Annotated in this window: 22 protein-coding genes, 5 tRNA genes and 1 pseudogene; 12 read left to right on the top strand and 16 right to left on the bottom strand. The window is 70.3% G+C overall.

Annotation, left to right across the window (positions count from 1 at the left end; all coding sequences use genetic code 11):
* Positions 1 to 5 precede the first annotated feature (5 nt).
* Complete coding sequence (locus tag ACIBL4_RS28795) at positions 6 to 209, top strand: hypothetical protein (RefSeq protein ID WP_010044574.1); 204 nt, start codon at positions 6 to 8, stop codon at positions 207 to 209.
* Between the two features lie 89 nt (positions 210 to 298).
* Here ACIBL4_RS28795 and ACIBL4_RS28790 read toward each other — a convergent pair whose 3' ends face one another.
* The 4 genes from ACIBL4_RS28790 to leuC form a co-directional block, all read right to left on the bottom strand.
* A complete protein-coding gene (locus ACIBL4_RS28790) occupies positions 299 to 931 on the bottom strand; it encodes an HU family DNA-binding protein (protein ID WP_399414709.1) in 633 nt (210 codons plus the stop codon).
* Positions 932 to 1,067: 136 nt separating this feature from the next.
* Positions 1,068 to 1,298, bottom strand: coding sequence for a hypothetical protein (locus ACIBL4_RS28785; RefSeq protein WP_399414708.1), 231 nt, complete (start codon positions 1,296 to 1,298; stop codon positions 1,068 to 1,070).
* A gap of 276 nt (positions 1,299 to 1,574) precedes the next feature.
* Positions 1,575 to 2,168 (bottom strand): 3-isopropylmalate dehydratase small subunit, encoded by a 594-nt coding sequence (gene leuD / locus ACIBL4_RS28780; RefSeq protein ID WP_399414707.1) that lies wholly within the window; start codon positions 2,166 to 2,168, stop codon positions 1,575 to 1,577.
* A 5-nt stretch (positions 2,169 to 2,173) separates the two neighbouring features.
* The gene (gene leuC / locus ACIBL4_RS28775) at positions 2,174 to 3,604 is read right to left on the bottom strand and encodes a 3-isopropylmalate dehydratase large subunit (RefSeq protein WP_399414706.1); all 1,431 of its coding nucleotides are present in this window, start codon (positions 3,602 to 3,604) and stop codon (positions 2,174 to 2,176) included.
* A 197-nt stretch (positions 3,605 to 3,801) separates the two neighbouring features.
* Between leuC and ndgR the strand changes: the two genes are divergently transcribed.
* Positions 3,802 to 4,518, top strand: a complete 717-nt coding sequence (gene ndgR / locus ACIBL4_RS28770) for an IclR family transcriptional regulator NdgR (protein WP_010044585.1) — start codon at positions 3,802 to 3,804, stop codon at positions 4,516 to 4,518.
* 192 nt (positions 4,519 to 4,710) lie between these two features.
* Here the strand turns inward: ndgR and ACIBL4_RS28765 are convergent.
* The 9 genes from ACIBL4_RS28765 to ACIBL4_RS28725 form a co-directional block, all read right to left on the bottom strand.
* Positions 4,711 to 4,783, bottom strand: a tRNA-Glu gene (locus ACIBL4_RS28765).
* 28 nt (positions 4,784 to 4,811) lie between these two features.
* Positions 4,812 to 4,883, bottom strand: a tRNA-Gln gene (locus ACIBL4_RS28760).
* A gap of 20 nt (positions 4,884 to 4,903) precedes the next feature.
* Positions 4,904 to 4,976, bottom strand: a tRNA-Glu gene (locus ACIBL4_RS28755).
* A gap of 39 nt (positions 4,977 to 5,015) precedes the next feature.
* A tRNA-Glu gene (locus ACIBL4_RS28750) sits at positions 5,016 to 5,088 on the bottom strand.
* Positions 5,089 to 5,128: 40 nt separating this feature from the next.
* A tRNA-Gln gene (locus tag ACIBL4_RS28745) sits at positions 5,129 to 5,200 on the bottom strand.
* 92 nt (positions 5,201 to 5,292) lie between these two features.
* The gene (locus ACIBL4_RS28740; RefSeq protein WP_399414705.1) at positions 5,293 to 6,024 is read right to left on the bottom strand and encodes an HAD family hydrolase; all 732 of its coding nucleotides are present in this window, start codon (positions 6,022 to 6,024) and stop codon (positions 5,293 to 5,295) included.
* Positions 6,025 to 6,155: 131 nt separating this feature from the next.
* Positions 6,156 to 7,640, bottom strand: a complete 1,485-nt coding sequence (gene gltX / locus ACIBL4_RS28735) for a glutamate--tRNA ligase (RefSeq protein ID WP_399414704.1) — start codon at positions 7,638 to 7,640, stop codon at positions 6,156 to 6,158.
* The gene (locus ACIBL4_RS28730; RefSeq protein ID WP_399414703.1) at positions 7,633 to 8,409 is read right to left on the bottom strand and encodes a fumarylacetoacetate hydrolase family protein; all 777 of its coding nucleotides are present in this window, start codon (positions 8,407 to 8,409) and stop codon (positions 7,633 to 7,635) included. Before ACIBL4_RS28730 ends, gltX begins: the two co-directional genes overlap by 8 nt.
* Before the next feature lie 173 nt (positions 8,410 to 8,582).
* Positions 8,583 to 8,774 carry a hypothetical protein gene (locus tag ACIBL4_RS28725; protein ID WP_356925928.1) on the bottom strand — a complete coding sequence of 64 codons (192 nt, stop codon included), beginning with the start codon at positions 8,772 to 8,774 and terminating at the stop codon, positions 8,583 to 8,585.
* A gap of 602 nt (positions 8,775 to 9,376) precedes the next feature.
* Here ACIBL4_RS28725 and ACIBL4_RS28720 point away from each other — a divergent pair.
* From ACIBL4_RS28720 to ACIBL4_RS28675, 10 genes are all read left to right on the top strand, one after another.
* On the top strand, positions 9,377 to 13,255 hold the full coding sequence (locus ACIBL4_RS28720; protein ID WP_399414702.1) for a nitrate- and nitrite sensing domain-containing protein: 3,879 nt from the start codon (positions 9,377 to 9,379) through the stop codon (positions 13,253 to 13,255).
* A gap of 9 nt (positions 13,256 to 13,264) precedes the next feature.
* A complete protein-coding gene (locus ACIBL4_RS28715) occupies positions 13,265 to 13,678 on the top strand; it encodes a roadblock/LC7 domain-containing protein (RefSeq protein ID WP_020271453.1) in 414 nt (137 codons plus the stop codon).
* Positions 13,679 to 13,789: 111 nt separating this feature from the next.
* Positions 13,790 to 14,185, top strand: coding sequence for a DUF742 domain-containing protein (locus ACIBL4_RS28710; RefSeq protein ID WP_010044602.1), 396 nt, complete (start codon positions 13,790 to 13,792; stop codon positions 14,183 to 14,185).
* Entirely contained in the window at positions 14,166 to 14,741 is a 576-nt protein-coding gene (locus ACIBL4_RS28705) for an ATP/GTP-binding protein (protein ID WP_020271455.1), read from the top strand. The genes ACIBL4_RS28710 and ACIBL4_RS28705 overlap by 20 nt, the downstream gene beginning before the upstream one ends.
* Before the next feature lie 378 nt (positions 14,742 to 15,119).
* Positions 15,120 to 18,437: a nitrate- and nitrite sensing domain-containing protein gene (locus ACIBL4_RS28700; RefSeq protein WP_399414701.1), complete on the top strand. Its 3,318-nt coding sequence runs from the start codon at positions 15,120 to 15,122 to the stop codon at positions 18,435 to 18,437.
* A gap of 10 nt (positions 18,438 to 18,447) precedes the next feature.
* A complete protein-coding gene (locus ACIBL4_RS28695) occupies positions 18,448 to 18,861 on the top strand; it encodes a roadblock/LC7 domain-containing protein (protein WP_004983065.1) in 414 nt (137 codons plus the stop codon).
* 94 nt (positions 18,862 to 18,955) lie between these two features.
* Positions 18,956 to 19,540: a DUF742 domain-containing protein gene (locus ACIBL4_RS28690; protein WP_045297456.1), complete on the top strand. Its 585-nt coding sequence runs from the start codon at positions 18,956 to 18,958 to the stop codon at positions 19,538 to 19,540.
* Entirely contained in the window at positions 19,521 to 20,102 is a 582-nt protein-coding gene (locus tag ACIBL4_RS28685) for an ATP/GTP-binding protein (protein WP_014675207.1), read from the top strand. The genes ACIBL4_RS28690 and ACIBL4_RS28685 overlap by 20 nt, the downstream gene beginning before the upstream one ends.
* A gap of 264 nt (positions 20,103 to 20,366) precedes the next feature.
* The gene (locus tag ACIBL4_RS28680) at positions 20,367 to 21,029 is read left to right on the top strand and encodes a DUF4142 domain-containing protein (RefSeq protein ID WP_399414700.1); all 663 of its coding nucleotides are present in this window, start codon (positions 20,367 to 20,369) and stop codon (positions 21,027 to 21,029) included.
* 119 nt (positions 21,030 to 21,148) lie between these two features.
* The gene (locus tag ACIBL4_RS28675; protein ID WP_399414699.1) at positions 21,149 to 21,769 is read left to right on the top strand and encodes a class F sortase; all 621 of its coding nucleotides are present in this window, start codon (positions 21,149 to 21,151) and stop codon (positions 21,767 to 21,769) included.
* Positions 21,770 to 21,825: 56 nt separating this feature from the next.
* On the opposite strand, the gene ACIBL4_RS28670 is transcribed toward ACIBL4_RS28675, so the two are convergent.
* The 3 genes and pseudogenes from ACIBL4_RS28670 to ACIBL4_RS28660 all read right to left on the bottom strand — a co-directional run.
* Positions 21,826 to 22,020, bottom strand: a complete 195-nt coding sequence (locus ACIBL4_RS28670) for an acyl-CoA carboxylase subunit epsilon (RefSeq protein ID WP_086560316.1) — start codon at positions 22,018 to 22,020, stop codon at positions 21,826 to 21,828.
* A gap of 35 nt (positions 22,021 to 22,055) precedes the next feature.
* The gene (locus ACIBL4_RS28665) at positions 22,056 to 23,639 is read right to left on the bottom strand and encodes an acyl-CoA carboxylase subunit beta (RefSeq protein WP_399414698.1); all 1,584 of its coding nucleotides are present in this window, start codon (positions 23,637 to 23,639) and stop codon (positions 22,056 to 22,058) included.
* Positions 23,640 to 23,862: 223 nt separating this feature from the next.
* Positions 23,863 to 24,405: pseudogene (locus ACIBL4_RS28660) on the bottom strand (hypothetical protein); the annotation flags it as partial.
* Positions 24,406 to 24,449: the final 44 nt, after the last annotated feature.

Below are 24,449 nucleotides of genomic sequence, written 5' to 3'. Positions count from 1 at the left end.
CGGCCATGCAGGCGACCGCGTACACGTACGACCCCGAAAGCCGCAGCGGACAGGTGCTCCTGGACGACGGCACCCCGGTGCCCTTCGACGCGGCGGCGTTCGACGCGGGCGGCTTGAGGCTGCTGCGCCCGGGACAGCGGGTGCGGATCGAGGTGGAGGGCGCGAAGGAGGACCTGCGGATCACTCTCGTGACCCTCCAGACCCTCTGAACTCCCTGAACCCCCTGCCCACTCCCTGAACACACCGCGGGCCGGACTCCGTACGGAGTCCGGCCCGGCGCGTGAGTGCCCCAGCGCCCTTACTTCTTGCGGGCGGTGGTCTTCTTCGCGGTGGAGCGCGCCGTCGACTTCTTGGCGGGCGCCTTCTTGGCGGTCGCCTTCTTCGCCGGTGCCTTCTTGGCGGTGGTCTTCTTCGCGGCGGTGGTCTTGGCCGTCGTGGTCTTGGCCGGGGCCTTCTTCGCCGTGGTCTTCTTCGCGGCCGCCGTCTTGGTGGTGGCCTTCTTCGCAGGAGCCTTCTTCGCCGTGGTCTTCTTCGCGGCGGCCGTCTTGGCGGTCGCCTTCTTCGCGGCGGCCTTCTTGACCGTCGCGCCGGCGCCGCCGGTCAGGCTGCCCTTCGGAGCCTTCTTGACGGAGACCTCGCCGCCACGCGGCAGCTTCTTCGAGCCGCTGACCAGGTCCTTGAAGCCCTGGCCCGCGCGGAAGCGCGGAACGGAGGTCTTCTTGACCCGAACCCGCTCGCCCGTCTGGGGGTTACGGGCGTAGCGGGCCGGACGGTCGACCTTCTCGAAAGAACCGAAACCGGTGACGGAAACCCTCTCACCAGCGACGACCGCGCGGACGATGGCGTCCAGTACATGGTCGACAGCATCGGCGGCCTGCTGTCGGCCGCCCATCTTGTCGGCAATCGCTTCTACGAGCTGCGCCTTGTTCACGTCTTCCCCTTCGGAGACATCGCCAGAACGAAAGTGTTCAAGCTTTTTCGCACGTTAGGCAGATATATACCGCAAATCAAACACGAAACGGGCTTATCACCCTTGTGCCGCAACGAACTCGGCGGTGCCGTCCGGTTCAGCGTTCCTCGTCGGGGATTCGCCCCTCGTCGAGGTCCGCGGTGAACCGATCCAGCCGCCTTGCCGCGTCGGCGAGATCGTGCTTGGCCGCGGCCGTAATGACCAGCAGCTTCCGGGTCAGCGCCATCCGTACGCCCTCCGGGACTTGCAGTGCGCGCACTTTTGCGTGCGCTTCCTTGAGTTGGCCCGCGACTGCCGCATAGAGCTCGAGTTGGCCGTCGTGTTCCATGCACAGATTGTGCCATCTGGGGCGAGTTGTCGCCTGCGCAGGGGACAACTGCCGCCTCAAACGGCCTTCCGGGCGCACACGGAGGTCACGGCTGTACAGCTCGCGTACCCCAACAACCACCGGCATAACGTGGGAAGTTGAGTGTCCGGCTCAGCAGGGGCAGGGCCGTTCGGGTGCAGAAACGGCTGTACCCCCGATCGGGCTGATCGGGGGTACAGAGGGGTGTTGCGGTGGCCGAAAGTCGCCTTGTTCAGGGGCGGCGGATCGTGCTCCGGATCAGACCGGGAGCGTCCGCGGCTTGAACGACGGGCGCTTCGCCTCGTAGGCGGCGATGTCCGCCTCGTTCTGCAGGGTGATCGAGATGTCGTCGAGGCCGTTCAGCAGCCGCCAGCGGGCGTTCTCGTCCAGCTCGAAGGAGGCGGTGATGCCCTCGGCGCGGACCTCGCGGGCGACCAGGTCGACGGTGATCTCGGCCTGCGGGTCCTTCTCGGTGAGCTCCCACAGCGCGTCCACGATCTTCTGCTCCAGGACGACCGTGAGCAGGCCGTTCTTGAGCGAGTTGCCGCGGAAGATGTCGGCGAAGCGGGAGGAGATCACGGCCTTGAAGCCGAAGTTCTGCAGCGCCCAGACGGCGTGCTCACGGGAGGAGCCGGTGCCGAAGTCGGGTCCGGCGACCAGGACGGTCGCGCCCTGCCGCTCGGGCTGGTTGAGCACGAACGACTCGTCCTTGCGCCAGGCCTCGAACAGCCCGTCCTCGAACCCGTCCCGCGTGACCTTCTTGAGCCAGTGGGCGGGGATGATCTGGTCGGTGTCGACGTTGCTGCGGCGCAGCGGGACGGCCCGGCCGGTGTGGGTGGTGAAGGCTTCCATGATTCTCAGACTCCAGCGGGCGTACGGGTGTCGGCGGCGGACAGGTCGGCCGGGGAGGCCAGGTGGCCCAGGACGGCCGTAGCGGCCGCGACCTGCGGCGACACCAGGTGCGTACGACCGCCCTTGCCCTGCCGGCCCTCGAAGTTGCGGTTGGAGGTGGACGCGGAGCGCTCCCCCGGGGCCAGCTGGTCCGGGTTCATGCCCAGACACATCGAGCAGCCCGCGTGCCGCCACTCGGCGCCGGCCTCCTTGAAGACCACGTCCAGGCCCTCGGAAACGGCCTGGAGACCCACCCGCGCGGAGCCCGGCACGACCAGCATCCGTACGCCGTCGGCGACTTTGCGGCCCTTGATCAGCTCGGCGGCGGCGCGCAGGTCCTCGATGCGGCCGTTGGTGCACGAGCCTACGAAGACGGTGTCCACCTTGATGGAGCGCAGCGGCTGGCCGGCCTCCAACCCCATGTATTCCAGGGCCTTTTCGGCGGCGTAGCGCTCCGATGCGTCTTCGTACGAAGCGGGGTCGGGGACGGACGCCGAAAGCGGCGCGCCCTGGCCGGGGTTGGTGCCCCAGGTGACGAACGGCGACAGTTCGGCGGCGTCGATGACGACCTCGGCGTCGAACTCGGCGTCCTCGTCCGTCCTGAGCGTCTTCCAGTACTCGACGGCCGCGTCCCAGTCCGCGCCCTCGGGGGCGTGCGGGCGGCCCTTGAGGTACGCGAAGGTGGTCTCGTCGGGGGCGATCATGCCCGCGCGGGCGCCGGCCTCTATCGACATGTTGCAGATGGTCATCCGCGCTTCCATCGAGAGCTTCTCGATGGCCTCGCCGCGGTACTCCAGGACGTAGCCCTGGCCGCCGCCGGTGCCGATCCGGGCGATGATCGCCAGGATCAGGTCCTTGGCGGTGACGCCGTCGGGCAGTTCGCCGTCGATCGTGATCGCCATGGTCTTCGGGCGGGACATCGGCAGCGTCTGGGTGGCCAGCACGTGCTCCACCTGGGAGGTGCCGATGCCGAACGCCAGCGCGCCGAAGGCGCCGTGCGTGGAGGTGTGGGAGTCGCCGCAGACGACGGTCATGCCGGGCTGGGTCAGGCCCAGCTGCGGGCCGACGACGTGCACGACGCCCTGCTCGACGTCGCCCAGCGGGTGCAGCCGCACGCCGAAGTCGGCGGCGTTCTTGCGCAGCGTCTCCAGCTGGATCCGGGAGACCGGGTCGGCGATCGGCTTGTCGATGTCGAGGGTGGGGGTGTTGTGGTCCTCGGTCGCGATGGTGAGGTCGAGGCGACGGACCTTGCGGCCGCTCTTGCGCAGGCCGTCGAAGGCCTGCGGGCTGGTCACCTCGTGCAGCAGGTGCAGATCGATGAAGAGAAGGTCGGGCTCGCCCTCCGCGCGCCGGACGACATGGTCGTCCCAGACTTTCTCCGCGAGTGTCCTACCCATCGCTGTTCCCTCCGGCCGACGACGATCCGCCGGCCCAACTAGAGATCTTGAGGAGGCGGGCCCGCGCCCCTGCGTTTCCGGGCAACCGCCGCCAGGCCCGTACGTCACGGGCCGCTGTGACTTCGTGTCTTCCAGAGTGGCGGGTTCCACGAGAATTTGAACTTGCGTTTCACAGAGTGAGACGCGAGTATCGTTTCATGGACAACAGTAGCGGCGTCGGCGTTCTGGACAAGGCGGCCCTCGTCCTGAGCGCTCTGGAGTCCGGTCCGGCCACCCTCGCGGGCCTGGTCGGCGCCACCGGACTGGCACGACCCACGGCCCACCGCCTGGCCGTGGCGCTGGAACACCACCGCATGGTGGCGCGCGACATGCAGGGCCGTTTCATTCTCGGCCCTCGCCTGGCAGAACTGGCCGCGGCCGCGGGTGAGGACCGTCTCCTCGCCACCGCGGGCCCGGTGCTCACCCACCTCCGTGACGTCACGGGCGAGAGCGCGCAGCTCTACCGCCGCCAGGGCGACATGCGCATCTGTGTGGCGGCGGCGGAGCGTCTGTCCGGACTGCGGGACACGGTCCCGGTCGGTTCGACGCTCACGATGAAGGCCGGCTCCTCGGCGCAGATCCTGCTGGCCTGGGAGGAGCCGGAGCGGCTGCACCGCGGCCTCCAGGGCGCGCGCTTCACGGCGACGGCCCTGTCGGGCGTACGGCGGCGGGGCTGGGCCCAGTCGATCGGTGAGCGTGAGCCCGGTGTGGCGTCTGTGTCCGCGCCGGTGCGGGGGCCTTCCAACCGGGTGGTGGCCGCGGTGTCGGTGTCCGGGCCGATCGAGCGGTTGACTCGGCACCCGGGCCGGATGCATGCGCAGGCTGTGATCGACGCGGCGGGGCGCCTCTCCGAGGCGTTGCGGCGCACCGGCTGAACCGACGGGTGTTCTCGGGGAGGGTCGGCCTCAACGCCGCGGCAGGCTTTCCCCGACCAGGCGCCATGACAGCAGCGGTTTCGTCGTCGAGTGCGGGTCCGCAGTGGTTGCTCGCACAGTTCCCCCGCGCCCCTAAAACGAGGGACATGCACAGGAGGCCCCCCACCGAAGTGGAGGGCCTCCTTGTATGCGTACCCCCGACCGGATTCGAACCGGCGCTACCGCCTTGAGAGGGCGGCGTGCTAGGCCGCTACACAACGGGGGCGTGGACTCTGCGTTTCCGCAGGTCCGAGCTGGTCTACCTGGACTCGAACCAAGACTAACTGAACCAGAATCAGTCGTGCTGCCAATTACACCATAGACCAATGTGGTTTAGACCAGTCAGTACCCCCGACCGGATTCGAACCGGCGCTACCGCCTTGAGAGGGCGGCGTGCTAGGCCGCTACACAACGGGGGCCCTAGCAGTCCCGAGATGATCGTCGATCTTTCGGAACCGTACCCCCGACCGGATTCGAACCGGCGCTACTGCCTTGAGAGGGCAGCGTGCTAGGCCGCTACACAACGGGGGCTTGCGGATCGGAATCCGCTGGTGCAGATGAGCTCTGCGAGCTGGCCTACCTGGACTCGAACCAAGACTAACTGAACCAGAATCAGTCGTGCTGCCAATTACACCATAGGCCACTGGAACGCAAGCCCCCTGGGGGGATCTTGTTCTAGTAGTGCGCCTGGGGTTTCCTGCCTTCCGGCCCGCTCCCCGCGGCGCAGGAAGAACATTACCCGAAGGTGGACGGGGCTCCAAAACGAGTATCCGCGCCGAGTAGAGACGGCAGTTCGGCGAGGGAGGCGATGCGGTGCGGCCCGACCGGCGGGTCGATCGTGGCGTACGCGCCCCCGCGGTCGATCCACACCGACAGCAGCCCGGCGTCGGCGGCGCCCCGTCCGTCGATCTCCGGGTGGTCGCCGACGTAGGCGACCTGGTGCGGTGGCAGGGCGAGGGCCTCGCAGGCCGCGAGGAACGCCCCGGCCTCGGGTTTGGAGACACCGAGCTCGGCCGCGCACAGGATGCTCTCGAAGCGGTCGCGGACACCGAGGACGCGCAGTTTGCGGTCCTGGACGTGGATGCTGGAGTTGGAGAGCACGGCGTGCCGGTGGCTGGCGGCGAGGGCGTCGAGGACGGGCAGGACGTCCGGGAAGAGGGCCCAGGCGGCCTCGTAGTAGGCGAGGTACCGCTTGAACCACGCGTCGGCCTCGTCCTCGGTGAGGTCCTGGCCGACGAACACCCGGACGCGGTCGCGCCGCTGGTCCTCGAACGTGGCCTCACCGGCCGAGAAGCGCGCCCATTGCAGGTCGGTGATCTCCCGCCAGCGGGTGATGGCCTGCTCGACGGTGTCGTAGTCGTCGAGCAGGCCCTCGTTCGTGAGATGTGCGCGCATGCCGAGGCGGTCGGCGGTGGTGTAGTCGAAGAGGGTGTCGTCGACGTCCCAGACCACGGCGTGGATGCTCATGGTCCGACCGTACCCACTGTCCGGTGCTCTCAGCCCAGGGCGGGCTGTGGGCCCCGTCCCCGCGGTGCCGTGGGTACGGAAGGCGGAAGGCGGCGCCCGGAACCGGACGCCGCCCTCACCGTGCTGCGCCGTTACGCGGCCAGCTTCGCCAGCGCCGCGTCGATGCGGGTCAGGGTCTTCTCCTTGCCCAGGACCTCCAGCGACTCGAAGAGCGGCAGGCCGACCGTGCGGCCGGTGACGGCGACACGGACCGGGGCCTGGGCCTTGCCGAGCTTGAGGCCGTGGGCCTCGCCGGCGGCCAGGACGGCCTCCTTCAGCGACTCGGCGGAGGTCCAGTCGGCCGCCTCCAGCTTCTCGCGGGCCGTGCGCAGCAGGGCGTCCGAGCCCTCCTTCATGGCCTTGTTCCAGGAGGCCTCGTCCTCCACCGGCTCCGGCAGGAACAGGAAGTCGACGTTGTCGGTGATCTCGGAGAGCACCTTGAGGCGGGTCTGGGCGTGCGGTGCGATGGCCTGCCACTTGGCCTCGTCGAAGGCCTCCGGGGCCCAGGGGGCGAACGGCGCCTGGAGCCACGGGCGGCAGCGCTCGGTGAAGTCCTTCACGTCGAGCATGCGGATGTGGTCGCCGTTGATGGCCTCGCACTTCTTGAGGTCGAAGCGCGCCGGGTTGGGGTTGACGTCCGTGATGTCGAAGGCCGCGATCATCTCGTCGATCGTGAAGACGTCCTGGTCGGCCGAGAGGGACCAGCCGAGCAGCGAGAGGTAGTTGAGCAGGCCCTCGGGGAGGAAGCCGCGCTCCCGGTAGAGGTTGAGGGACGACTGCGGGTCGCGCTTGGAGAGCTTCTTGTTGCCCTCGCCCATCACGTACGGCAGGTGCCCGAAGGCGGGGATCTGCTTCGCGATGCCCAGCTCGATCAGCGCCTTGTACAGAGCGATCTGGCGCGGGGTGGAGGAGAGCAGGTCCTCGCCGCGCAGGACGTGGGTGATCTCCATCAGGGCGTCGTCGACCGGGTTGACCAGCGTGTAGAGCGGGGCGCCGTTGGCGCGGACGATGCCGTAGTCCGGGACGTTCTCCGGGGTGAAGGTCAGCTCGCCGCGGACCAGGTCGGTGAAGGTGATCGTCTCGTCGGGCATGCGGAAGCGGACGATCGGCTCCCGGCCCTGGGCCTGGTACTCCTCGACCTGGGCGTCGGTCAGCTCGCGGCAGTGGCCGTCGTAGCCGGAGGGCTTGCCGGCGGCGCGGGCGGCCTCGCGGCGGGTGTCCAGCTCCTCCTGGGAGCAGTAGCACCGGTAGGCGTGGCCGGCGTCCAGGAGCTTGGCCGCGACGTCCTTGTACAGGTCCATGCGCTGCGACTGGCGGTACGGCGCGTGCGGGCCGCCGACCTCGGGGCCCTCGTCCCAGTCGAAGCCCAGCCAGCGCATCGAGTCGAGCAGCTGGGTGTAGGACTCCTCCGAGTCGCGGGCCGCGTCGGTGTCCTCGATGCGGAAGACCAGGGTGCCCTGGTGGTGCTTGGCGAACGCCCAGTTGAACAGGGCGGTGCGCACCAGGCCCACGTGGGGGTTACCAGTGGGCGACGGGCAGAAACGGACGCGTACGGGAGTGCCGGGTGCGCTAGCCACGCTTGACAACCTTGTTGGTGAGAGTGCCGATGCCTTCGATGGTGACGGCGACCTCGTCGCCGACGTTGAGGGGGCCGACCCCAGCCGGGGTGCCCGTGAGGATCACGTCGCCGGGGAGCAGCGTCATGGCCTCGGAGATGTTGACGATCAGGTCCTCGATGGAGTGGATCATCTCGCTGGTGCGGCCCAGCTGGCGCTGCTGGCCGTTGACCGTGAGCTGGATGGTCAGGTCGCTCGGGTCCAGGTCGGTCTCCACCCAGGGGCCGAGCGGGCAGGACGTGTCGAAGCCCTTGGCGCGGGCCCACTGCTTCTCGCGCTTCTGGACGTCGCGGGCGGTGATGTCGTTGGCGCAGGTGTAGCCGAAGATCACGTCCTTGACGCGCTCGCGCGGGACCTCGCGGCACATCCGGCCGATGACCACGGCCAGCTCGGCCTCGTGGTGCACCTCCGCGGAGAAGGAGGGGTACTGGATCTCGTCGCCGGGGCCGATCACCGAGGTGGACGGCTTGAAGAAGGCGAAGGGGGCCTGCGGGACCTCGTTGCCCAGTTCCTTCGCGTGCTCGGCGTAGTTGCGGCCGAAGGCCACGACCTTGTTGGGGAGCACCGGCGGCAGCAGCCTGACCTTGCCGACCGGCACCTTCGTGCCGGAGAGCTCGAAGTCCGCGAACGGGATGCCCTTGATGATGTCCAGGACGAGCTCGTCCTGCTTCTCGCCCTCGATGGCGCCGAAGGCGACGTTCCCGTCGATGGAGAATCTGGCGATGCGCACGGGATGCTTGGCCCCTTGACTGAAGCGGCTGGAGTTGACGCTCCAGGCTAACGCGGGGAGGGGTCCGCGCCGCGCGCATCAGGCAGGGGCGCCACCGTCGCCCGGCGGCGCCCCTCGATGTTCTCGTCCCGCCGCATTGAGCATCCGGCGGCCGGTGCGCGTATTACCCGGTGTCACTCCGCGGCGGCGGCGGCCGCGACGGGGACCTCGGTAAGGATGGTGCGCTTGGGGTTGGCGGTCTGGGTGGGGAGTTCGACGCGGTGCTCCTGCTGTTCCGGCGTCTGCAGTTCGTCGGCGTCGTCCAGGTGCGCCAGCGTCGTGCGTCGCGGGTTGGCGATCTTGTGGAACATCGTCGTCGTCTTCACTGTTTACTTGACCCTGTTCTGTGACGGGCGCCGGGAGGGCACGTAGGACCCTCGCCCAGGCGCGGGTTGTCGGTTTTGCCAACTCTGTAAAGCGTCAGGCTAAACATGGGATTCCCGGCGTAATCGCGAGGAGACCGTGATCAGCGTGTGAGTTTGCTCACGACTCAGGGGGCGAATCGGTCAATTCAGGCTCGCGTCCCACCCCACCGAAACGGACATTGACCTACTGAAGCACTCATTCCGCTGCTGATCATGGCGACTGGGACACCCGTTGCGCCTCGGCGACTCGCGGGCATACGTCCGAAATAGGTGAACTCACCTTCTACGTCCGGTGATTCGGCACTCACGTGGTGTCACCTATGTCACGGCCTGGCCTACGAGCCTTGTTGGAGATCCTGTGCTGTGCTGGAATGCCACGGACCGCCGCAGGATCGAGCCGGCGCACAGGGGGCGCACAGACGCGCCGAGTGGCGGCCAGAAGGGGGAGCCAGCGCCGGTCACTCAAGACCACCACGGGGGCGTACTCAGGGCGTCCCCAGAACGCCGACACCGTGCCCCGCCGTTCACACGATGGGGCGCCTGGTCCAGAGGTTGCGACGCTAGTGCAGGGACGTTTCAAGAGGGATGGCAGCGCTTCGGCGGAGCCGGAGCCGCACGGCGGGACCGACCGAGGTCCCTCGGCCCAGCACGCCCAGAACCAGGGCCCGGCGGGTGACGGCGGGGAGCGCCCCGGGCGCCCCGGTGCGTCGGCCCCCACGGGGCCCGCGAGCCCGGTTCCGGCCCTGAAGCCGCCGGCGGGTCCGCCAGGCCCCGGCCCGCGAATAGCCCTGCGCAACTGGCGCATCTCCACCCGTCTGGTGTCGCTGCTCGCGCTCCCGGTGGTCGCGGCCACCTCGCTCGGCGCGCTGCGCATCAACCAGTCCATGGACGACATCCAGCAGCTCGACAACATGAAGCTGCTGACGGACATGACCAAGCAGGCCACCGAGCTGTCCGCCGCCCTCCAGGAGGAGCGCGACCAGTCGGCCGGCCCGCTGGCGCACGGCGGCAAGGCGACCGACTTCACGGTCAAGGGCCTGCGGGAGAAGACCGACCGGGCGAGGAAGAACTTCCTCGACAGTTCCGAGCAGATCGACAGCGCCAGCAAGGACGGCAACCTCAAGGGCGTCCGCGAGTACCTCATCCAGCTCGCCGGCGAGCTGGGCGACCTGGAGCAGATCCGCAAGGGCGCCTACGCCTCCGAGGGCAACTCCACGCAGACGATCGAGGCGTACCACCGTCTGATCGAGAACCTGATCGACCTCTCCCAGGACATGGCCGAGGCGACCAGCAACCCGGACATGATCCAGCGCACGCGTGCGCTCGCGGCGTTCTCCTCCGCCAAGGAGTACTCCTCGATCCAGCGCGCGGCCCTCGCGGCGGCTCTGCCCGCGAGCAACACCACGACCGGCAAGCTCTCGCCGAACGACCGGCTCTACGCCGAGTCGGCCCTGGAGAGCCAGAAGTCCGAGCTCCGCAGCTTCAAGAGCATCTACGGCGAGGACTCCGCCGCCGAGCTGCTCAAGCCCATCGAGGACGGCGGCAACTCCACGATCAAGGCCACCGACACCTACGCGGGTCGGGCCCTGGTCTCCGCGAGCGGACTCGCCCAGCAGGACAAGCGGTCCTACCGCGACTGGCTGGACGACAGCTCCACCAAGATCCAGCAGATGAAGAACATCGAGCACACGCTGCTCGAGGAGATGGAACAGAAGGCCCGCGAGCTGCGCAGCGCCACCGAGCGCGACGCGATCATCTCCGGTGCGCTGATCCTCATCGTGCTCGGTGTGTCGCTGGTCGGCGCCTTCGTCGTGGCCCGCTCCATGATCCGCTCGCTGCGCCGTCTGGAGGAGACCGCGACCAGGGTCGCCTCCGACCGGCTGCCCGAGCTGGTCAAGCAGCTTTCCGAGTCCGACCCGCAGGACGTCGACACGTCCGTGGAGTCGGTCGGTGTGCACTCCCGGGACGAGATCGGCCGGGTGGCCGCGGCCTTCGACGACGTGCACCGCGAGGCGGTCCGCCTCGCCGCCGAGCAGGCCCTGCTGCGGGGCAACGTCAACGCGATGTTCACCAACCTCTCGCGCCGCTCCCAGGGCCTCATCCAGCGCCAGCTGTCGCTCATCTCCGAACTGGAGTCCCGCGAGGCCGACCCGGACCAGCTGTCCTCGCTGTTCAAGCTCGACCACCTCGCCACCCGCATGCGCCGTAACGGTGAGAACCTCCTCGTCCTCGCCGGTGAGGAGCCCGGCCGGCGCTGGACCCGCCCGGTCCCGCTGGTCGACGTGCTGCGCGCCGCCGCCTCCGAGGTGGAGCAGTACGAGCGCATCGAGCTGGCCTCCGTGCCGACCACCGAGGTGGCCGGCCGGGTCGTCAACGACCTCGTGCACCTGCTCGCCGAGCTGCTGGAGAACGCGACCTCGTTCTCCTCGCCGCAGACCAAGGTCAAGGTCACCGGTCACGCCCTGCCCGACGGCCGGGTGCTGATCGAGATCCACGACACCGGTATCGGCCTGTCGCCGGAGGACCTGGCGGCAATCAACGAGCGGCTCGCCTCTCCCCCGACGGTGGACGTCTCCGTCTCCCGCCGCATGGGTCTGTTCGTGGTCGGCCGGCTGTCCCAGCGGCACGGCATCCGCATCCAGCTGCGCCCGTCCGACTCCGGTGGCACGACCGCGCTGGTCATGCTGCCCGTCGATGTCGCCCAGGGCGGCAGGAAGCCCCAGCCCAAGCAGGGTGGTCAGCCGCCGGCCGGCGGTGGCGGTCCCGCTGCCGCGCAGGCCGCCGCCGGTGCTGCCGCGGCCCGGCGTGCCGCCGGTGCCGGCCAGGCGGGCGGCGGTGCCCTCGGGGCCGGCGCGTCCGGCGGTGGTGGCTTCGGCGGCGGTTCGCCGTCCGGCGCCGGCCGGCTCGCTGCCGGCCAGGGCCCGCGGGCCGCGCTGCCCGGGCGGGACGCGGACGGTGGCCGTCCCGGTGGCGGGCGCGGACCGCAGGGTGCCGACAAGGCCCCGTCGCTGTTCGAGCAGAGTGGTCCCCCCGCGCCGCCGCAGGGCCGTCCGGCTCCCGCCGGTGCCGGGTACGGGCAGGCGCCCGGTGCTCCGCAGGGTCTGCAGGCCGCGGGGACGAACGGGCCGCAGGACCAGGGTCAGGGCCGGGGCCGGCATCGCCCGGGCAACTCCGATCAGGGCCAGGGCCGTCGGCCGCAGCTGCCGCCGCGCGGCGGTCCGCGGGCCGAGCTGCCCGGCAGCGGTGACGCGCAGCGCGTGCCGAGCTGGAGCGACGAGAACGCCCAGCCGCCGGTGCCGCGTGCCTCCCTGGACACCCCGCGCGGGCACGAGGAGCCGGACGTCTCCCGGACCTCTCAGATGCCGCGGATCGACGACCGGCAGGGCCCGGGCTCGACCGCGGAGATCCCCGCCGTCCCGCGCGACGACGACCGGCAGGGCCCCGGCTCTCCGGCCGACTTCGGCGCGCGCGGCCCGCAGCACGCGGACCGGTTCGGCCTGCCCGCTGCGGACGACTCGCAGGGTTCGGGCCAGTTCGTCCGCCCGGACGTCTTCGGCTCCCCCGGCGGCCGCCGCGACCCGTCGTCCACGACGGGCCAGTACCCGGCTCCGCAGTCCTACGACAACGGCTCGACCGGCCAGTACCCGGCACCGCGCCAGGACGGCGGCTCGACGGGGCAGTACCCCGCGCCCCGCCAGGACAGCGGCTCCACGGGCCAGTACCCGGCACCCCGCCAGGACAGCGGCTCGACCGGGCAGTACCCGGCTCCGCAGTCCTACGACAACGGCTCGACGGGCCAGTACCCCGCACCGCGCCAGGACAGCGGCTCCGGCCGGCCCACCCTTCCCGGTCCGGCCACCCCGGCCGACCCGGCGGGCACGGGCCAGTTCGGGCAGGTCAACGGCGCCCGGGGCCCGGCCGACTTCGGCGCCCCGCGCCCGCCCGCCCCGCAGGCACGGCCCGCTCGGCAGGAGCCCGAGGCCCTGCCGCCGGCGACCGGTCCGGGCGACGGCCGTACGCCGCTGTACGACACACTCGAGACCAACTGGTTCCACGGCCAGCAGGAGCAGCAGCCGTCGCAGAGCAACGGCTCGGCGCCGGCCCCGCAGCAGCCGGAGGGATCCGGCGGTCCGCAGCGGTCCGCCCCCGCCGGCTGGCGCAGCTCGCCGAACGACGACCTCGTCCGCCAGGCCGAGCGCGTCCGCCAGCCCGCCGCCGGCGGTGTCACCACCTCCGGCCTGCCGCGCCGCGTGCCCCGGGCGAACCTCGTTCCGGGCACGGCACAGCAGCAGCCCCAGCAGAGCGGTCCGCAGATCTCGCGTGCCCCCGATGACGTACGCGGTCGGCTGACCAATCTCCGCCGCGGTATTGCACAGGGTCGTCAGGCCGGGTCCACCCAGACCGGCAGCTTCCCTCGGCCCTCTCACCAGCAGGAGCGTTAGTTGAGTCCGATGAGCCAGGCGGCACAGAATCTCAACTGGTTGATCACCAACTTCGTGGACAACACCCCAGGGGTGTCCCACACCGTCGTCGTGTCCGCCGACGGACTCCTCCTGGCGATGTCGGAGGGCTTCCCGCGCGACCGCGCGGACCAGCTCGCGGCCGTCGCCTCCGGTCTGACGTCCCTGACGGCAGGCGCCTCCCGGATCTTCGAGGGGGGCGACGTCGCGCAGACGGTCGTGGAGATGGAGCGGGGATTCGTCTTCCTCATGTCCGTCTCGGACGGCTCGTCGCTCGCCGTCCTCGCGCACCCCGAATGCGACATCGGCCTCGTCGGCTACGAGATGGCGCTCCTGGTCGACCGCGCGGGCGCGGTCCTCACCCCCGACCTGCGAGCTGAGCTCCAAGGCAGTCTGCTCCATTGATCGGCCCCGGCACCACCCCTCTCACCACATCACCGTCCGGCCGCCACAGACCCCACACAGGCCTCGTCAGACGGCTCGACTGACCGACTTGCTGTCCCGCCCGGAGGACCCATGACCCCGCCCCCCGCCTCTCATGATCCGTACGCGGAGCCGTACGAGGACGAGGGCGACCAGCCGCTGGTCCGGCCCTACGCCATGACCGGTGGCCGGACCCGGCCGCGTTACCAGCTGGCCATCGAGGCACTGATCAGCACGACCGCCGATCCCGCGGCGCTCATGGGGCTGCTCCCGGAGCACCAGCGCATCTGCCACCTGTGCCGTGAGGTGAAGTCGGTCGCCGAGGTCTCGGCGCTGCTCAACATGCCGCTCGGGGTGGCCCGGATCCTGGTCGCGGACCTGGCGGAGGCCGGTCTCGTCGCGATCCACCAGCCGGGCGGCGACGAGGCCACCGGCGCACCGGACGTGACACTGCTCGAAAGGGTGCTCAGTGGACTTCGCAAGCTCTGACGCGGGTCGTTCCACCACCTCCGCGAAGATCGTGGTGGCGGGCGGCTTCGGCGTGGGCAAGACCACGTTCGTCGGCGCCGTCTCGGAGATCAACCCGCTGCGCACCGAGGCCGTGATGACCTCCGCCAGCGCGGGCATCGACGACCTCACGCACACCGGGGACAAGACCACCACCACGGTGGCCATGGACTTCGGCCGTATCACCCTGGACCAGGACCTGATCCTTTACCTCTTCGGTACGCCGGGCCAGGACCGGTTCTGGTTCATGTGGGACGACCTGGTGCGCGGCGCGATCGGCGCCGTGGTGCTGGTGGACACCCGCCGTCTCGCCGACTGCTTCCCCGCGGTCGACTACTTCGAGAACAGCGGTCTGCCCTTCGTCATCGCCCTCAACGGCTTCGACGGCCAGCAGCCCTACACCCCCGATGAGGTGCGGGAAGCTCTCCAGATCGGTCCCGACACCCCCATCATCACGACGGACGCCCGGCACCGGGCCGACGCGAAGAGCGCGCTGATCACGCTGGTCGAGCACGCCCTGATGGCACGGCTGAGGTAGCACCCAATTCAGAAGCGCCATACGGCAGTTGTCGTAGATGTACCAGAGCCGACTGTGTCCTTTGACACGGTCGGCCGAGGTGTTCATAACGTTTCGGCAGAGGAATCCGGTGGTACGGCCACGCGTCGCGCACATCCGGTCTCGCTGCGCGCACAATCGCCCCGCCTTTTGGCGGGGCTCGCTCTTTATGACCGTTTTATCTGGGGCTTACATCCCCCGGAATCCCCACCTCGGACTGTTTGGAAGAGCGCAGGTCGTCGTGCTGGAATGCCTGAACTGCCCAATAGTCAATGACGTACACGTCAGTCGATGGCGTCACCGGGCTCTGAGAAACTGCGGCACAACGTTGGTGCCGACCGCCGAGAGGTTGTTGGTCGAGTGAGGCGAAGCAAGAACAGTCCCGAGCCGTCGGCCCGGGGCAACTTCACCCCGCCGCCGCGCACAGCGGCGCCCGCCCCCGTGCCCGGTTCGGAGCCATCGGCCGCGCCCGCCCAGAGCGGCGGCCGTCTCTCCCCGCGCAACTGGCGTGTGGCGACCAGGCTCAACGCGATCCTGCTCATACCCGTGCTGGTCGGCCTCGTCATGGGCGGCGTCCAGGTGAAGAGCTCGATCGACACCTGGCAGGAGGCCGAGGACGCGGAGAACACCGCGCGTCTGGTGCGGGCCTCCCTGCTGTACGCCAACGCCCTCTACAACGAGCGCGACACCTCCGCGGCGCCCCTGCTGAAGGGCAGCGCCCAGAACTCCCAGGACAAGGCGACCGTCACCCAGGTCCGCAAGAACACCGACGAGGCGGCCGACGCCTTCGACGCCGCGGCCCAGAACATGCCGGCCAAGCCCGGTCTGGAGCGGCGTCTGGACCTGTTCCGCAAGGTGGAACCCAAGCTGCAGACCCTGCGGCAGGTCGCGTACACCTCCAAGCTCAAGGGCGTACAGACCGAAGAGGGCTACGTCGAGATCGCCCACCCGCTGACGGAGTTCGCCAACGAGCTGGGCCTCGGCACCGGCAACATCACCAGCTACGGCCGCACCGTGTACGCCATCGAGCTCACCAAGGCGGCGCTGTCGCTCCAGCGCTCCATCGGCATGCACATCCTGACCAAGCCGGGCCCCGACGAGGGCAACCTGGCCAGCCAGCGCATCGCCCTGTCCTCGTACGCCTACCTCGAGCGCATCGCCGTGCAGGAGTACATCGGCGGCGGTACCGAGCAGGACGCGGCCAAGCTCAAGGCGGCCGAGGCGAAGATCAGGGCCGACGGCGCCGCTATGGCCCGGGAGGCCAAGGCCAAGAACCCGGACTACGTCGCCCCGCCGTCCAAGCCGGAGACGATGGTCTCGGCCGTCGCGACGCTCCAGACCACGGATCCGAGCGCCCGCGCCGCCCTCGCCGAACAGGGCGTCACCGCCGAGAACTGGTGGGCGGTCAACACGCTCAAGTTCAACGCCTACGAGAAGATCGAGACGGACCTGGCCGACAAGGCCGTGAGCGAAGCCTCCGACATCGCCGACGACGCCCAGCGCGACGCCTACATCACCGGTGCCGCCGTCGTGGTCGCCCTGCTCCTGGCCTTCATCCTGGCCGGCGCGGTCGCCCGCCAGATGAGCCGCTCGATGCGCCAGCTGCGCAACGCCGCCTTCGGTATCGCCGAGCAGCGCCTGCCGATGCTGGTCGACCAGCTCTCGCGCACCGACCCCGGCCGGGTCGACACCCGTGTCCAGGCCATCCCGATCACCACCACGGACGAGATCGGCGAGGTCGCCCGCGCCTTCGACCAGGTCCACCGCGAGGCCGTCCGGCTCGCCGCCGAGCAGGCCCTGCTGCGGGGCAACATCAACGCGATCTTCACCAACCTGTCGCGCCGCAACCAGTCCCTGATCGAGGGCCAGCTGACCCTGATCACCGACCTGGAGAACAACGAGGCCGACCCGGACCAGCTGGAGAACCTCTTCCGGCTGGACCACCTGGCGACCCGTATGCGCCGCAACGGCGAGAACCTCCTCGTCCTCGCGGGCGAGGAGCCCGGCCGCCGCTGGGACCAGCCGGTCCCGCTGGTCGACGTGCTGCGCGCCGCCTCCTCCGAGGTGGAGCAGTACGAGCGCATCGAGCTGTCCGGCGTCCCGGAGGCCGAGATCCACGGCCGCGCCGTGACCGACCTCGTGCACCTGCTCGCCGAGCTGCTGGAGAACGCGACCACGTTCTCCTCCCCGCAGACCAAGGTCCGCGTCACCGCGACCCGTCTCCCCGACGGCCGCGTGATGATCGAGATCCACGACAAGGGCATCGGCCTGACCGCCGAGGACTTCGCGGACATCAACCACAAGCTGGCCAACCCGCCGACCGTGGACGCCGCGATCTCGCAGCGCATGGGGCTGTTCGTGGTCGGCCGGCTGTCCGACCGGCACGGCATCCGCGTCCAGCTGCGCCCCTCGGGCGAGCAGGCCGGCACCACCTCGCTGGTCATGCTGCCCGACGCGATCACCCACGGTGGTGGCGGCGAGCAGCACGTGGACCGCGACGAGTTCACCGTCTCGCAGATCATCCCGGAGCAGAACTTCGGCGGCGAGAACTTCAACCAGCAGCCCATGCGCACGGCGGCGGAGTTCGGCTTCGACGACAGCCGGTACGCCGATGTCCCCGACGACATACGCGAGCTGGACCCCGTGGGCCGCTCCCTGATGCGCGAGGAGCGCCGGGCGGCCCTGGAGGCCCAGAACCACCAGCAGCCCGCGCTGGAGCAGGGCGAGACTCCCGGATACCCCGAGGAGTTCCACGGACAGCAGGGCTACGACTCCGGCCAGGCCTACGACACGGGCCAGACCGGCTACCCGGAGCAGCAGCCGTCCGCGTACGACCGTCAGGCGCCGTACGAGGACCAGCAGGCGTCGTACGAGAACCAGCAGGCGTCGTACCAGGAGCAGCGGCAGACGGCCTACGAGGAGCCGCAGCGGGCCGCGTACGACGAGCAGTACTACGCGCCGAACGGCGGTCTGCCGCAGAACGACACCTTCTCGCCGAACGGCGGCTACCCGGACCCCTCCTCCTATGCGGAGCCGGCCCAGGAGGAGCCCCCGGCACAGGGTGCGGGTGCGCCCGGCAGCTTCGCCGCCTTCGAGCAGCGGCGCCACCAGGACGACTGGCCCCAGCAGGACGGTTACCAGAACGGCTACCCGAGCCAGTACCCTTCTCAGGCCCAGGAAACGGAATCTGCGCAGGCCGCTGACGCGAGTGAGCAGGACCGCGTAGGCTTCGACCGTCCGGGACAGGCCCAATCCGCCGCACCCTCGCTGACCGACGCCGGGCTTCCCCGCCGTGGGGCCGCCGCGAGCGGTGCGAACGGCGCGGGCGGCGCCCGGCACGCGAGCCAGGAGCCTCCGGCCTCCACCCCGGAGAGCAACGGCGACCGCGACTGGCGCTCGGCGAACGACGAGCGGTGGCAGCAGGCCTCGCAGCTCCGGAAGCCCAAGGCGGGTGGGGTCACCTCCTCCGGCCTGCCGAGGCGGGTGCCCAAGGCCAACCTGATCGAGGGTTCCGCCGAGAGCACTCCCCAGGGAGGCCCACAGGTCTCCCGCGCCCCGGAGGACGTCCGGGGCAGGCTGAGCAACCTGCGCCGCGGCGTACAGCGTGGTCGCAGCGCAGGCAGTGAAACGAACGGCCAGGGCTTCGGTCCTGACAGCACCTACAACCAGGAGCGTTAGTGTGAGCCCGATGAGCCAGGCGGCACAGAACCTGAACTGGTTGATCACCAACTTCGTGGACAACACCCCGGGGGTGTCCCACACGGTGGTGGTCTCCGCCGACGGACTCCTTCTGGCGATGTCCGAAGGCTTCCCCCGCGACCGCGCCGACCAGCTCGCGGCCGTCGCCTCCGGTCTGACGTCTCTGACGGCAGGCGCATCCCGGATCTTCGAGGGTGGAAGCGTCAATCAGACGGTTGTGGAGATGGAGCGGGGATTCCTGTTCATCATGTCCATCTCCGACGGCTCGTCGCTCGCGGTTCTCGCACATCCGGAGGCGGACATCGGCCTCATCGGATACGAGATGGCGCTGCTCGTCGACCGAGCCGGTACGGTCCTGACACCGGACCTTCGTGCGGAGCTCCAGGGGAGCCTGCTCAACTAACAGACGGACGGTGCGTTTTGGCGTCCCGGGGCCGTAAGGTTTCGGGACGCGGCTCCACAGCGATGGGTGCCCGGCACAGTCGGAGGAGGAGAAAGTGGCAACACCCCCAGGCGGTTCGTCTTCGGGCAACTGGTCGTACGGCCCTGCCCAGGGCCAGGGCGACGGTGGACAGAACCCGAACCGTTACAACTTCCCCTCCGCACCGAGCCACCGGCAGCCGTACGCGCCACAGGGCCCCGGCCCGTCGCCGTACGACCAGCCGCCGGCCCCGCGCATCCAGCCCGTGCAGCCGCAGCGCCGCACCCCAGAGCCGGCGCCCGGTGGGGCGTCGAACAATCACAACCCGTTGGTGCGTCCGTACGCCATGACCGGTGGCCGGACCCGCCCTCGTTACCAGCTCGCCATCGAGGCGCTGGTGCACACCACCGCGCAGCCGCACCAGATGCAGGGCCAGTTGCCCGAGCATCAGCGGATCTGCAACCTCTGCCGGGAAATCAAGTCGGTCGCCGAGATCTCGGCGCTCTTGACGATCCCTCTCGGCGTGGCCAGGATCCTCGTCGCCGACTTGGCGGAGGCGGGACTGGTCGCCATCCATCAGCCCGGCGGCGACGAGAACGCCGGCGGCCAGCCAGACGTGACACTGCTCGAAAGGGTGCTCAGTGGACTTCGCAAGCTCTAGCGGCGGTCCTTCCCGCTCCACCACCTCGGCGAAGATCGTGGTGGCGGGTGGCTTCGGCGTGGGCAAGACCACGTTCGTCGGGGCCGTCTCGGAGATCAACCCGCTGCGTACCGAGGCCGTCATGACGTCAGCTTCGGCCGGCATCGACGACCTCACCCACACCGGGGACAAGACGACCACGACGGTCGCCATGGACTTCGGCCGTATCACCCTGGACCAGGACCTGATCCTGTACCTCTTCGGTACGCCGGGCCAGGACCGGTTCTGGTTCATGTGGGACGACCTGGTGCGCGGCGCCATCGGTGCGATCGTGCTGGTGGACACCCGCCGTCTCGCCGACTGCTTCCCCGCGGTCGACTACTTCGAGAACAGCGGCCTGCCGTTCGTCATCGCCCTCAACGGCTTCGACGGCCAGCAGCCGTACACGCCGGACGAGGTCAGGGAAGCTCTCCAGATCGGCCCTGACACCCCGATCATCACGACGGACGCCCGGCACCGGGCGGACGCGAAGTCGGCGCTGATCACGCTGGTGGAGCACGCGCTGATGGCACGCCTGCGGTAGCCGTCGCACCCCGCGGGGTGCTCGTCTCCTCCCGGCCGCCGGGACCCGCTTTCCGGGTCCCGGCGGTCGTCGTACCGGCGCCGGTCCGGTCGGCCGCCTGCATGCCGTCCGCACGGGTGGACGGCATGCGCCGTGCGGGTGAGTTCACGGCGTGTCGCCGACGCGTGGAAGGGATGGCCCGTCGGGCGCCGGAACGGCTGCCCGCTCTGACGAGCCGGACCGGCGCGGGGTGATGCCACGCACCGGTCGGAAGGAGCATCCCCGATGCGCAGATCCAGGATCCCCGGCGTGGTCACCTTCACGGCGATGTGCGGCATAGCCATGGCCGCCGTGGCTCCGGCCCCGGCGTTCGCCGCCGACGTGAGCACGCAGGACGCGTCGTTCCTGCGCGCCGCCCACCAGGGCAACCTCGCGGAGATCGCCGCCGGCCAGGACGCGGAGAAGAACGCGGCCACCGCATCTGTGCGGCACGTCATCTGTGCGGCACGTCGGCGCGGTGCTGGTCCGGGCCCACACCCATCTCGACGCCATGTCCGCGCCTTGGCCGGAAAGCTGAACGTCTCACTGCCCAGCGGCCCCAGCCCCGAGCAGCGCCGGGTGCTCGCGTCGGACCGGGCCAAGGCCGGCAGCGCCGCGTACGACAAGGCCTGGCTCGTCGCGCAGAACGACGCGCACACCAAGACGCTGGCGCTGATCGACCAGGAGATCTCCGGCGGCAGCAACGCCAAGGCCGTCGCCGCGGCCGAGGCCGCGCGTCCTGCGGTGAAGATGCACCTGGACATGGTGAGGGGCGGGACTGCCATGCGCCCGGCACGTCCAAGACCGTCCGCGCCCGTCCGCGCCGGTTTCGGTCCCCCCGGGCCGCGTTCGCCGACGACACGACCGGCCGGACAGCGGCCACGGCCCTCGGCGCCGGGGGCGTGCTGACGGCGGCGGCCGCCTGGTGCCTGATCGCCCGCCGCCGCGCCGCCACGGGCAGCCGCTGACCACCGGGTCGTGGCACCGGTGCCGGGTGTGTGAGGGCGGGGCGTCCGTGGAGCCCGTCGGTGCCGACGGGATGCGCGGTCGCCTCCCTGTGCACCGCCGGAGTGCTGTGCGTGGGAGGGCCGGTGTCGTCGGTGGAGGACTCGCCCGCCGCGGTGCCCCGGGACGCGGGCGCGCTGCACGGCCGGGCCGTCGTCCCCGGCTCGGCGTACCGGCCGGGCCCGGCCGCCGTCCCGGTGCGGCTGCGCGCAGCGGGCGGCCTGGTGGCGGATCTCGTACCGGTGGCGACCGGGATCGACGGGGCGCTGCATCCGCCCGCGGCCCCTGGCAAGGCCGGTTGGTGGGCTCTGGGCGCGTCGGCAGGGGCAGCGCACGGAACGCTGCTCGTCGCGGGCCACGTCGACACCGAGGCCGGGGAGCCCGGCACGTTCGAGCCCCTGGGCCGGCTGGACATGGGCACCACGGTGGATGTGACCGGCGTGGACGGCTCGGTACGCGCCTACCGCGTCACGGCGCGCCTCGGATACCCGCGGCAGCGGCTGCCCGTCGGCCTGTTCTCACGGCACGGGCCGCACCGCCTGGCGCTGGTCACCTGTGGTGGTGCGTACGACGAGGAGGCCGGTGCGTACGAGGAGGACCTGGTCCTGTACGCCACCCCGGTCACCGCCCGACCCGGGACCTGACGTGCCACCGCCCCGTTCTCCCGGAGGAGGACGGGGCGGTGAGCGCTCGGCAGAAGTCAGCGCCAGCTGTGCGGGGCGCGGAAGCCCGGCTCGCGTTCCAGGCGGCGCCAGCCCGCCTTCACGCGGCCGCGGTGCGTCGGGGTCGGGTCCGTGGGGCGGGCGGCGGCGCGGGCCAGGAGGATCGCCGTGATGGCGGCGACTTCCTCGGGCTCGGCGTGGCCCTTCTCGACGCGGATGTCAGGGATGTCCATGGGTCTCAGTCTCCAGGAGAGAGATGTCCGCGAGGTTACTGCGGAGGGTTGCCGTGCTTGCGGGAGGGCAGGTCGGCGTGCTTGGTCTGGAGCATCGCGAGGGACTTGATCAGCACCTCGCGCGTTTCCGCGGGGTCGATGACGTCGTCGACCAGGCCGCGCTCCGCCGCGTAGTAGGGGTGCATCAGCTCGGACTTGTACTCCTTGACCATGCGGGCCCGCATGGCCTCGGGGTCCTCGGCCTCGGCGATCTGACGGCGGAAGATGACGTTGGCCGCACCCTCCGCGCCCATGACGGCGATCTCGTTGGTCGGCCAGGCGTAGGTGAGGTCCGCACCGATGGACTGGCTGTCCATGACGATGTACGCACCTCCGTAGGCCTTGCGCAGGATCAGCGAGATCCTCGGCACGGTCGCGTTGCAGTACGCGTAGAGGAGCTTCGCGCCGTGGCGGATGATGCCACCGTGCTCCTGGTCGACGCCCGGGAGGAAGCCGGGAACGTCCAGAAGAGTGACGATCGGGATGTTGAAGGCATCGCACATCTGGACGAAGCGGGCCGCCTTCTCGGAGGCCTCGATGTCCAGGACACCGGCGAGCACCTGCGGCTGGTTGGCGATGATGCCGACGACCTGGCCGTCCATCCGGCCCAGCGCACAGATGATGTTGCGGGCCCAGCGCTCGTGGACCTCCAGGTAGTCGCCGTCGTCGACGATCTCCTCGATGACCTTGGCCATGTCGTACGGCCGGTTGCCGTCCGCCGGGACCAGGTCGAGCAGGACGTCCGAGCGGCGGTCGACCGGGTCGGAGGCCTCCGCGCGGGGCGGGTTCTCGCGGTTGTTCTGCGGCAGGAGGGTGAGGAGGTAGCGGACCTCGGCGATGCAGGTCTCTTCGTCGTCGTAGGCGAAGTGGCAGACGCCGGACGTCTCGGCGTGCACGTCCGCGCCGCCCAGGCCGTTCTGCGTGATCTCCTCGCCGGTGACCGCCTTGACGACGTCCGGGCCGGTGATGAACATCTGCGAGGTGTCGCGGACCATGAACACGAAGTCCGTCAGGGCGGGGCTGTAGGCCGCGCCGCCCGCGCACGGGCCGAGCATCACCGAGATCTGCGGGATGACCCCGCTCGCCTTGGTGTTGCGCTGGAAGATCCCGCCGTAGCCGGCGAGGGCCGAGACGCCCTCCTGGATGCGGGCGCCCGCGCCGTCGTTCAGGGAGACCAGGGGGGCACCGGCCGCGATGGCCATGTCCATGATCTTGTGGATCTTCGTGGCGTGGGCCTCGCCCAGCGCGCCGCCGAAGATGCGGAAGTCGTGGGCGTAGACGAAGACCGTCCGGCCCTCCACGGTGCCCCAGCCGGTGATCACACCGTCGGTGTACGGCTTCTTGGCCTCCAGACCGAAGCCGGTGGCCCGGTGCCGGCGCAGTTGCTCGACCTCACGGAAGGAATCGGGGTCGAGGAGAAGTTCGATACGCTCCCGCGCGGTCAGTTTGCCCTTGGCGTGCTGCGCCTCGGTCGCCTTCTCGCTCGGTCCGGCCACCGCCTGCGCACGGATCTCGTGCAGTTCGGCCACGCGTCCGCGCGCGTCGGTCGGCTCACCCGGCGCCTCATCCAAAACGGTCATGTAGCGACCTTACGAAGCCAACCAAGGATTGCGGGCCGTCGACTCCTCACAGTCTCCGGCGTGTTTTCCTGGTACCCCTGAACAGAACCACGGCGGGGTGCAGCCCTTCTGACTGCTCAGGGGGCGTGTCGCTTGTACGGGTCCGACAAAGCCGTCAGCCGAGAGTCACCTCACAGACGTGGGTGGCGCATGCCTTCCCGGGGGTGACGCGCACCCGCAGCCGGCGGCCTGTGGAGAGTACTTCGACCGTCTCGTCCGTGTGGGTGACCCGGCGGACCGGACGGTTCCAGGTGAGGTCCGGGTCGGCGGTCGAGCCGGTGCCCTGCTGGACATGGGCCCGGGCCATGGTCCACAGGCGGCTGTAGCTCATGGTGATGCCGGCCGGCGGGTCGAAGAGGTGGCCGGGCCAGAGGGAGTCCGCCGCCGGGGCCATGGCCGCGTGCAGGGCGCGGGCGAGTTCGCCGGTCTCGGCGAGGCGGGAGGCGTACGGCTGCGCGGCCGGGTCGTATCCGGTGCCGAGGGCGATGCCGAGCCAGCGCCGGCGGAGGGTGTCGTACGGGTCGGCCTCGGGGCCCTGAGCGCCGGGACCCTGAACCTCGGTGTCCTGCGCGTCGGCGTCCGGTGCGCCGGTGCCACGGGGCGTGGACCTCGCGGCGCCGGTCGCCGCCAGGGCCGCGGCCGCGAGCAGCAGGCCGCGGCGGCCGGGGCGAGGCGGGGCGGCGGCCTCGGCCGTACGGCGGGAGAAGACGCGACGCTGGGGAACCATGCCCCTGCCCTACCACGGGGAGACGGTCACCTGAACGGAGGATC

The organism is Streptomyces sp. NPDC050416, assembly GCF_044458845.1.
Lineage (GTDB): Bacteria > Actinomycetota > Actinomycetes > Streptomycetales > Streptomycetaceae > Streptomyces.
Note: the sequence above shows the minus strand (reverse complement) of the source record. Positions and strands in the feature narration are given on the sequence as shown.

Bases quoted from the DNA above. Each gene is read 5' to 3' on its own strand.
- ndgR (WP_010044585.1), top strand. From the start codon at position 3,802: ATGGACAACAGTAGCGGCGTCGGCGTTCTGGACAAGGCGGCCCTCGTC.
- ACIBL4_RS28740 (WP_399414705.1), bottom strand. From the start codon at position 6,024: ATGAGCATCCACGCCGTGGTCTGGGACGTCGACGACACCCTCTTCGAC.
- ACIBL4_RS28680 (WP_399414700.1), top strand. From the start codon at position 20,367: ATGCGCAGATCCAGGATCCCCGGCGTGGTCACCTTCACGGCGATGTGC.
- ACIBL4_RS28670 (WP_086560316.1), bottom strand. From the start codon at position 22,020: ATGGACATCCCTGACATCCGCGTCGAGAAGGGCCACGCCGAGCCCGAG.
- ACIBL4_RS28710 (WP_010044602.1), top strand. From the start codon at position 13,790: ATGACCCCGCCCCCCGCCTCTCATGATCCGTACGCGGAGCCGTACGAG.
- ACIBL4_RS28695 (WP_004983065.1), top strand. From the start codon at position 18,448: ATGAGCCAGGCGGCACAGAACCTGAACTGGTTGATCACCAACTTCGTG.
- ACIBL4_RS28785 (WP_399414708.1), bottom strand. From the start codon at position 1,298: ATGGAACACGACGGCCAACTCGAGCTCTATGCGGCAGTCGCGGGCCAA.
- ACIBL4_RS28715 (WP_020271453.1), top strand. From the start codon at position 13,265: ATGAGCCAGGCGGCACAGAATCTCAACTGGTTGATCACCAACTTCGTG.
- ACIBL4_RS28795 (WP_010044574.1), top strand. From the start codon at position 6: ATGCAGGCGACCGCGTACACGTACGACCCCGAAAGCCGCAGCGGACAG.
- leuD (WP_399414707.1), bottom strand. From the start codon at position 2,168: ATGGAAGCCTTCACCACCCACACCGGCCGGGCCGTCCCGCTGCGCCGC.
- ACIBL4_RS28665 (WP_399414698.1), bottom strand. From the start codon at position 23,639: ATGACCGTTTTGGATGAGGCGCCGGGTGAGCCGACCGACGCGCGCGGA.
- leuC (WP_399414706.1), bottom strand. From the start codon at position 3,604: ATGGGTAGGACACTCGCGGAGAAAGTCTGGGACGACCATGTCGTCCGG.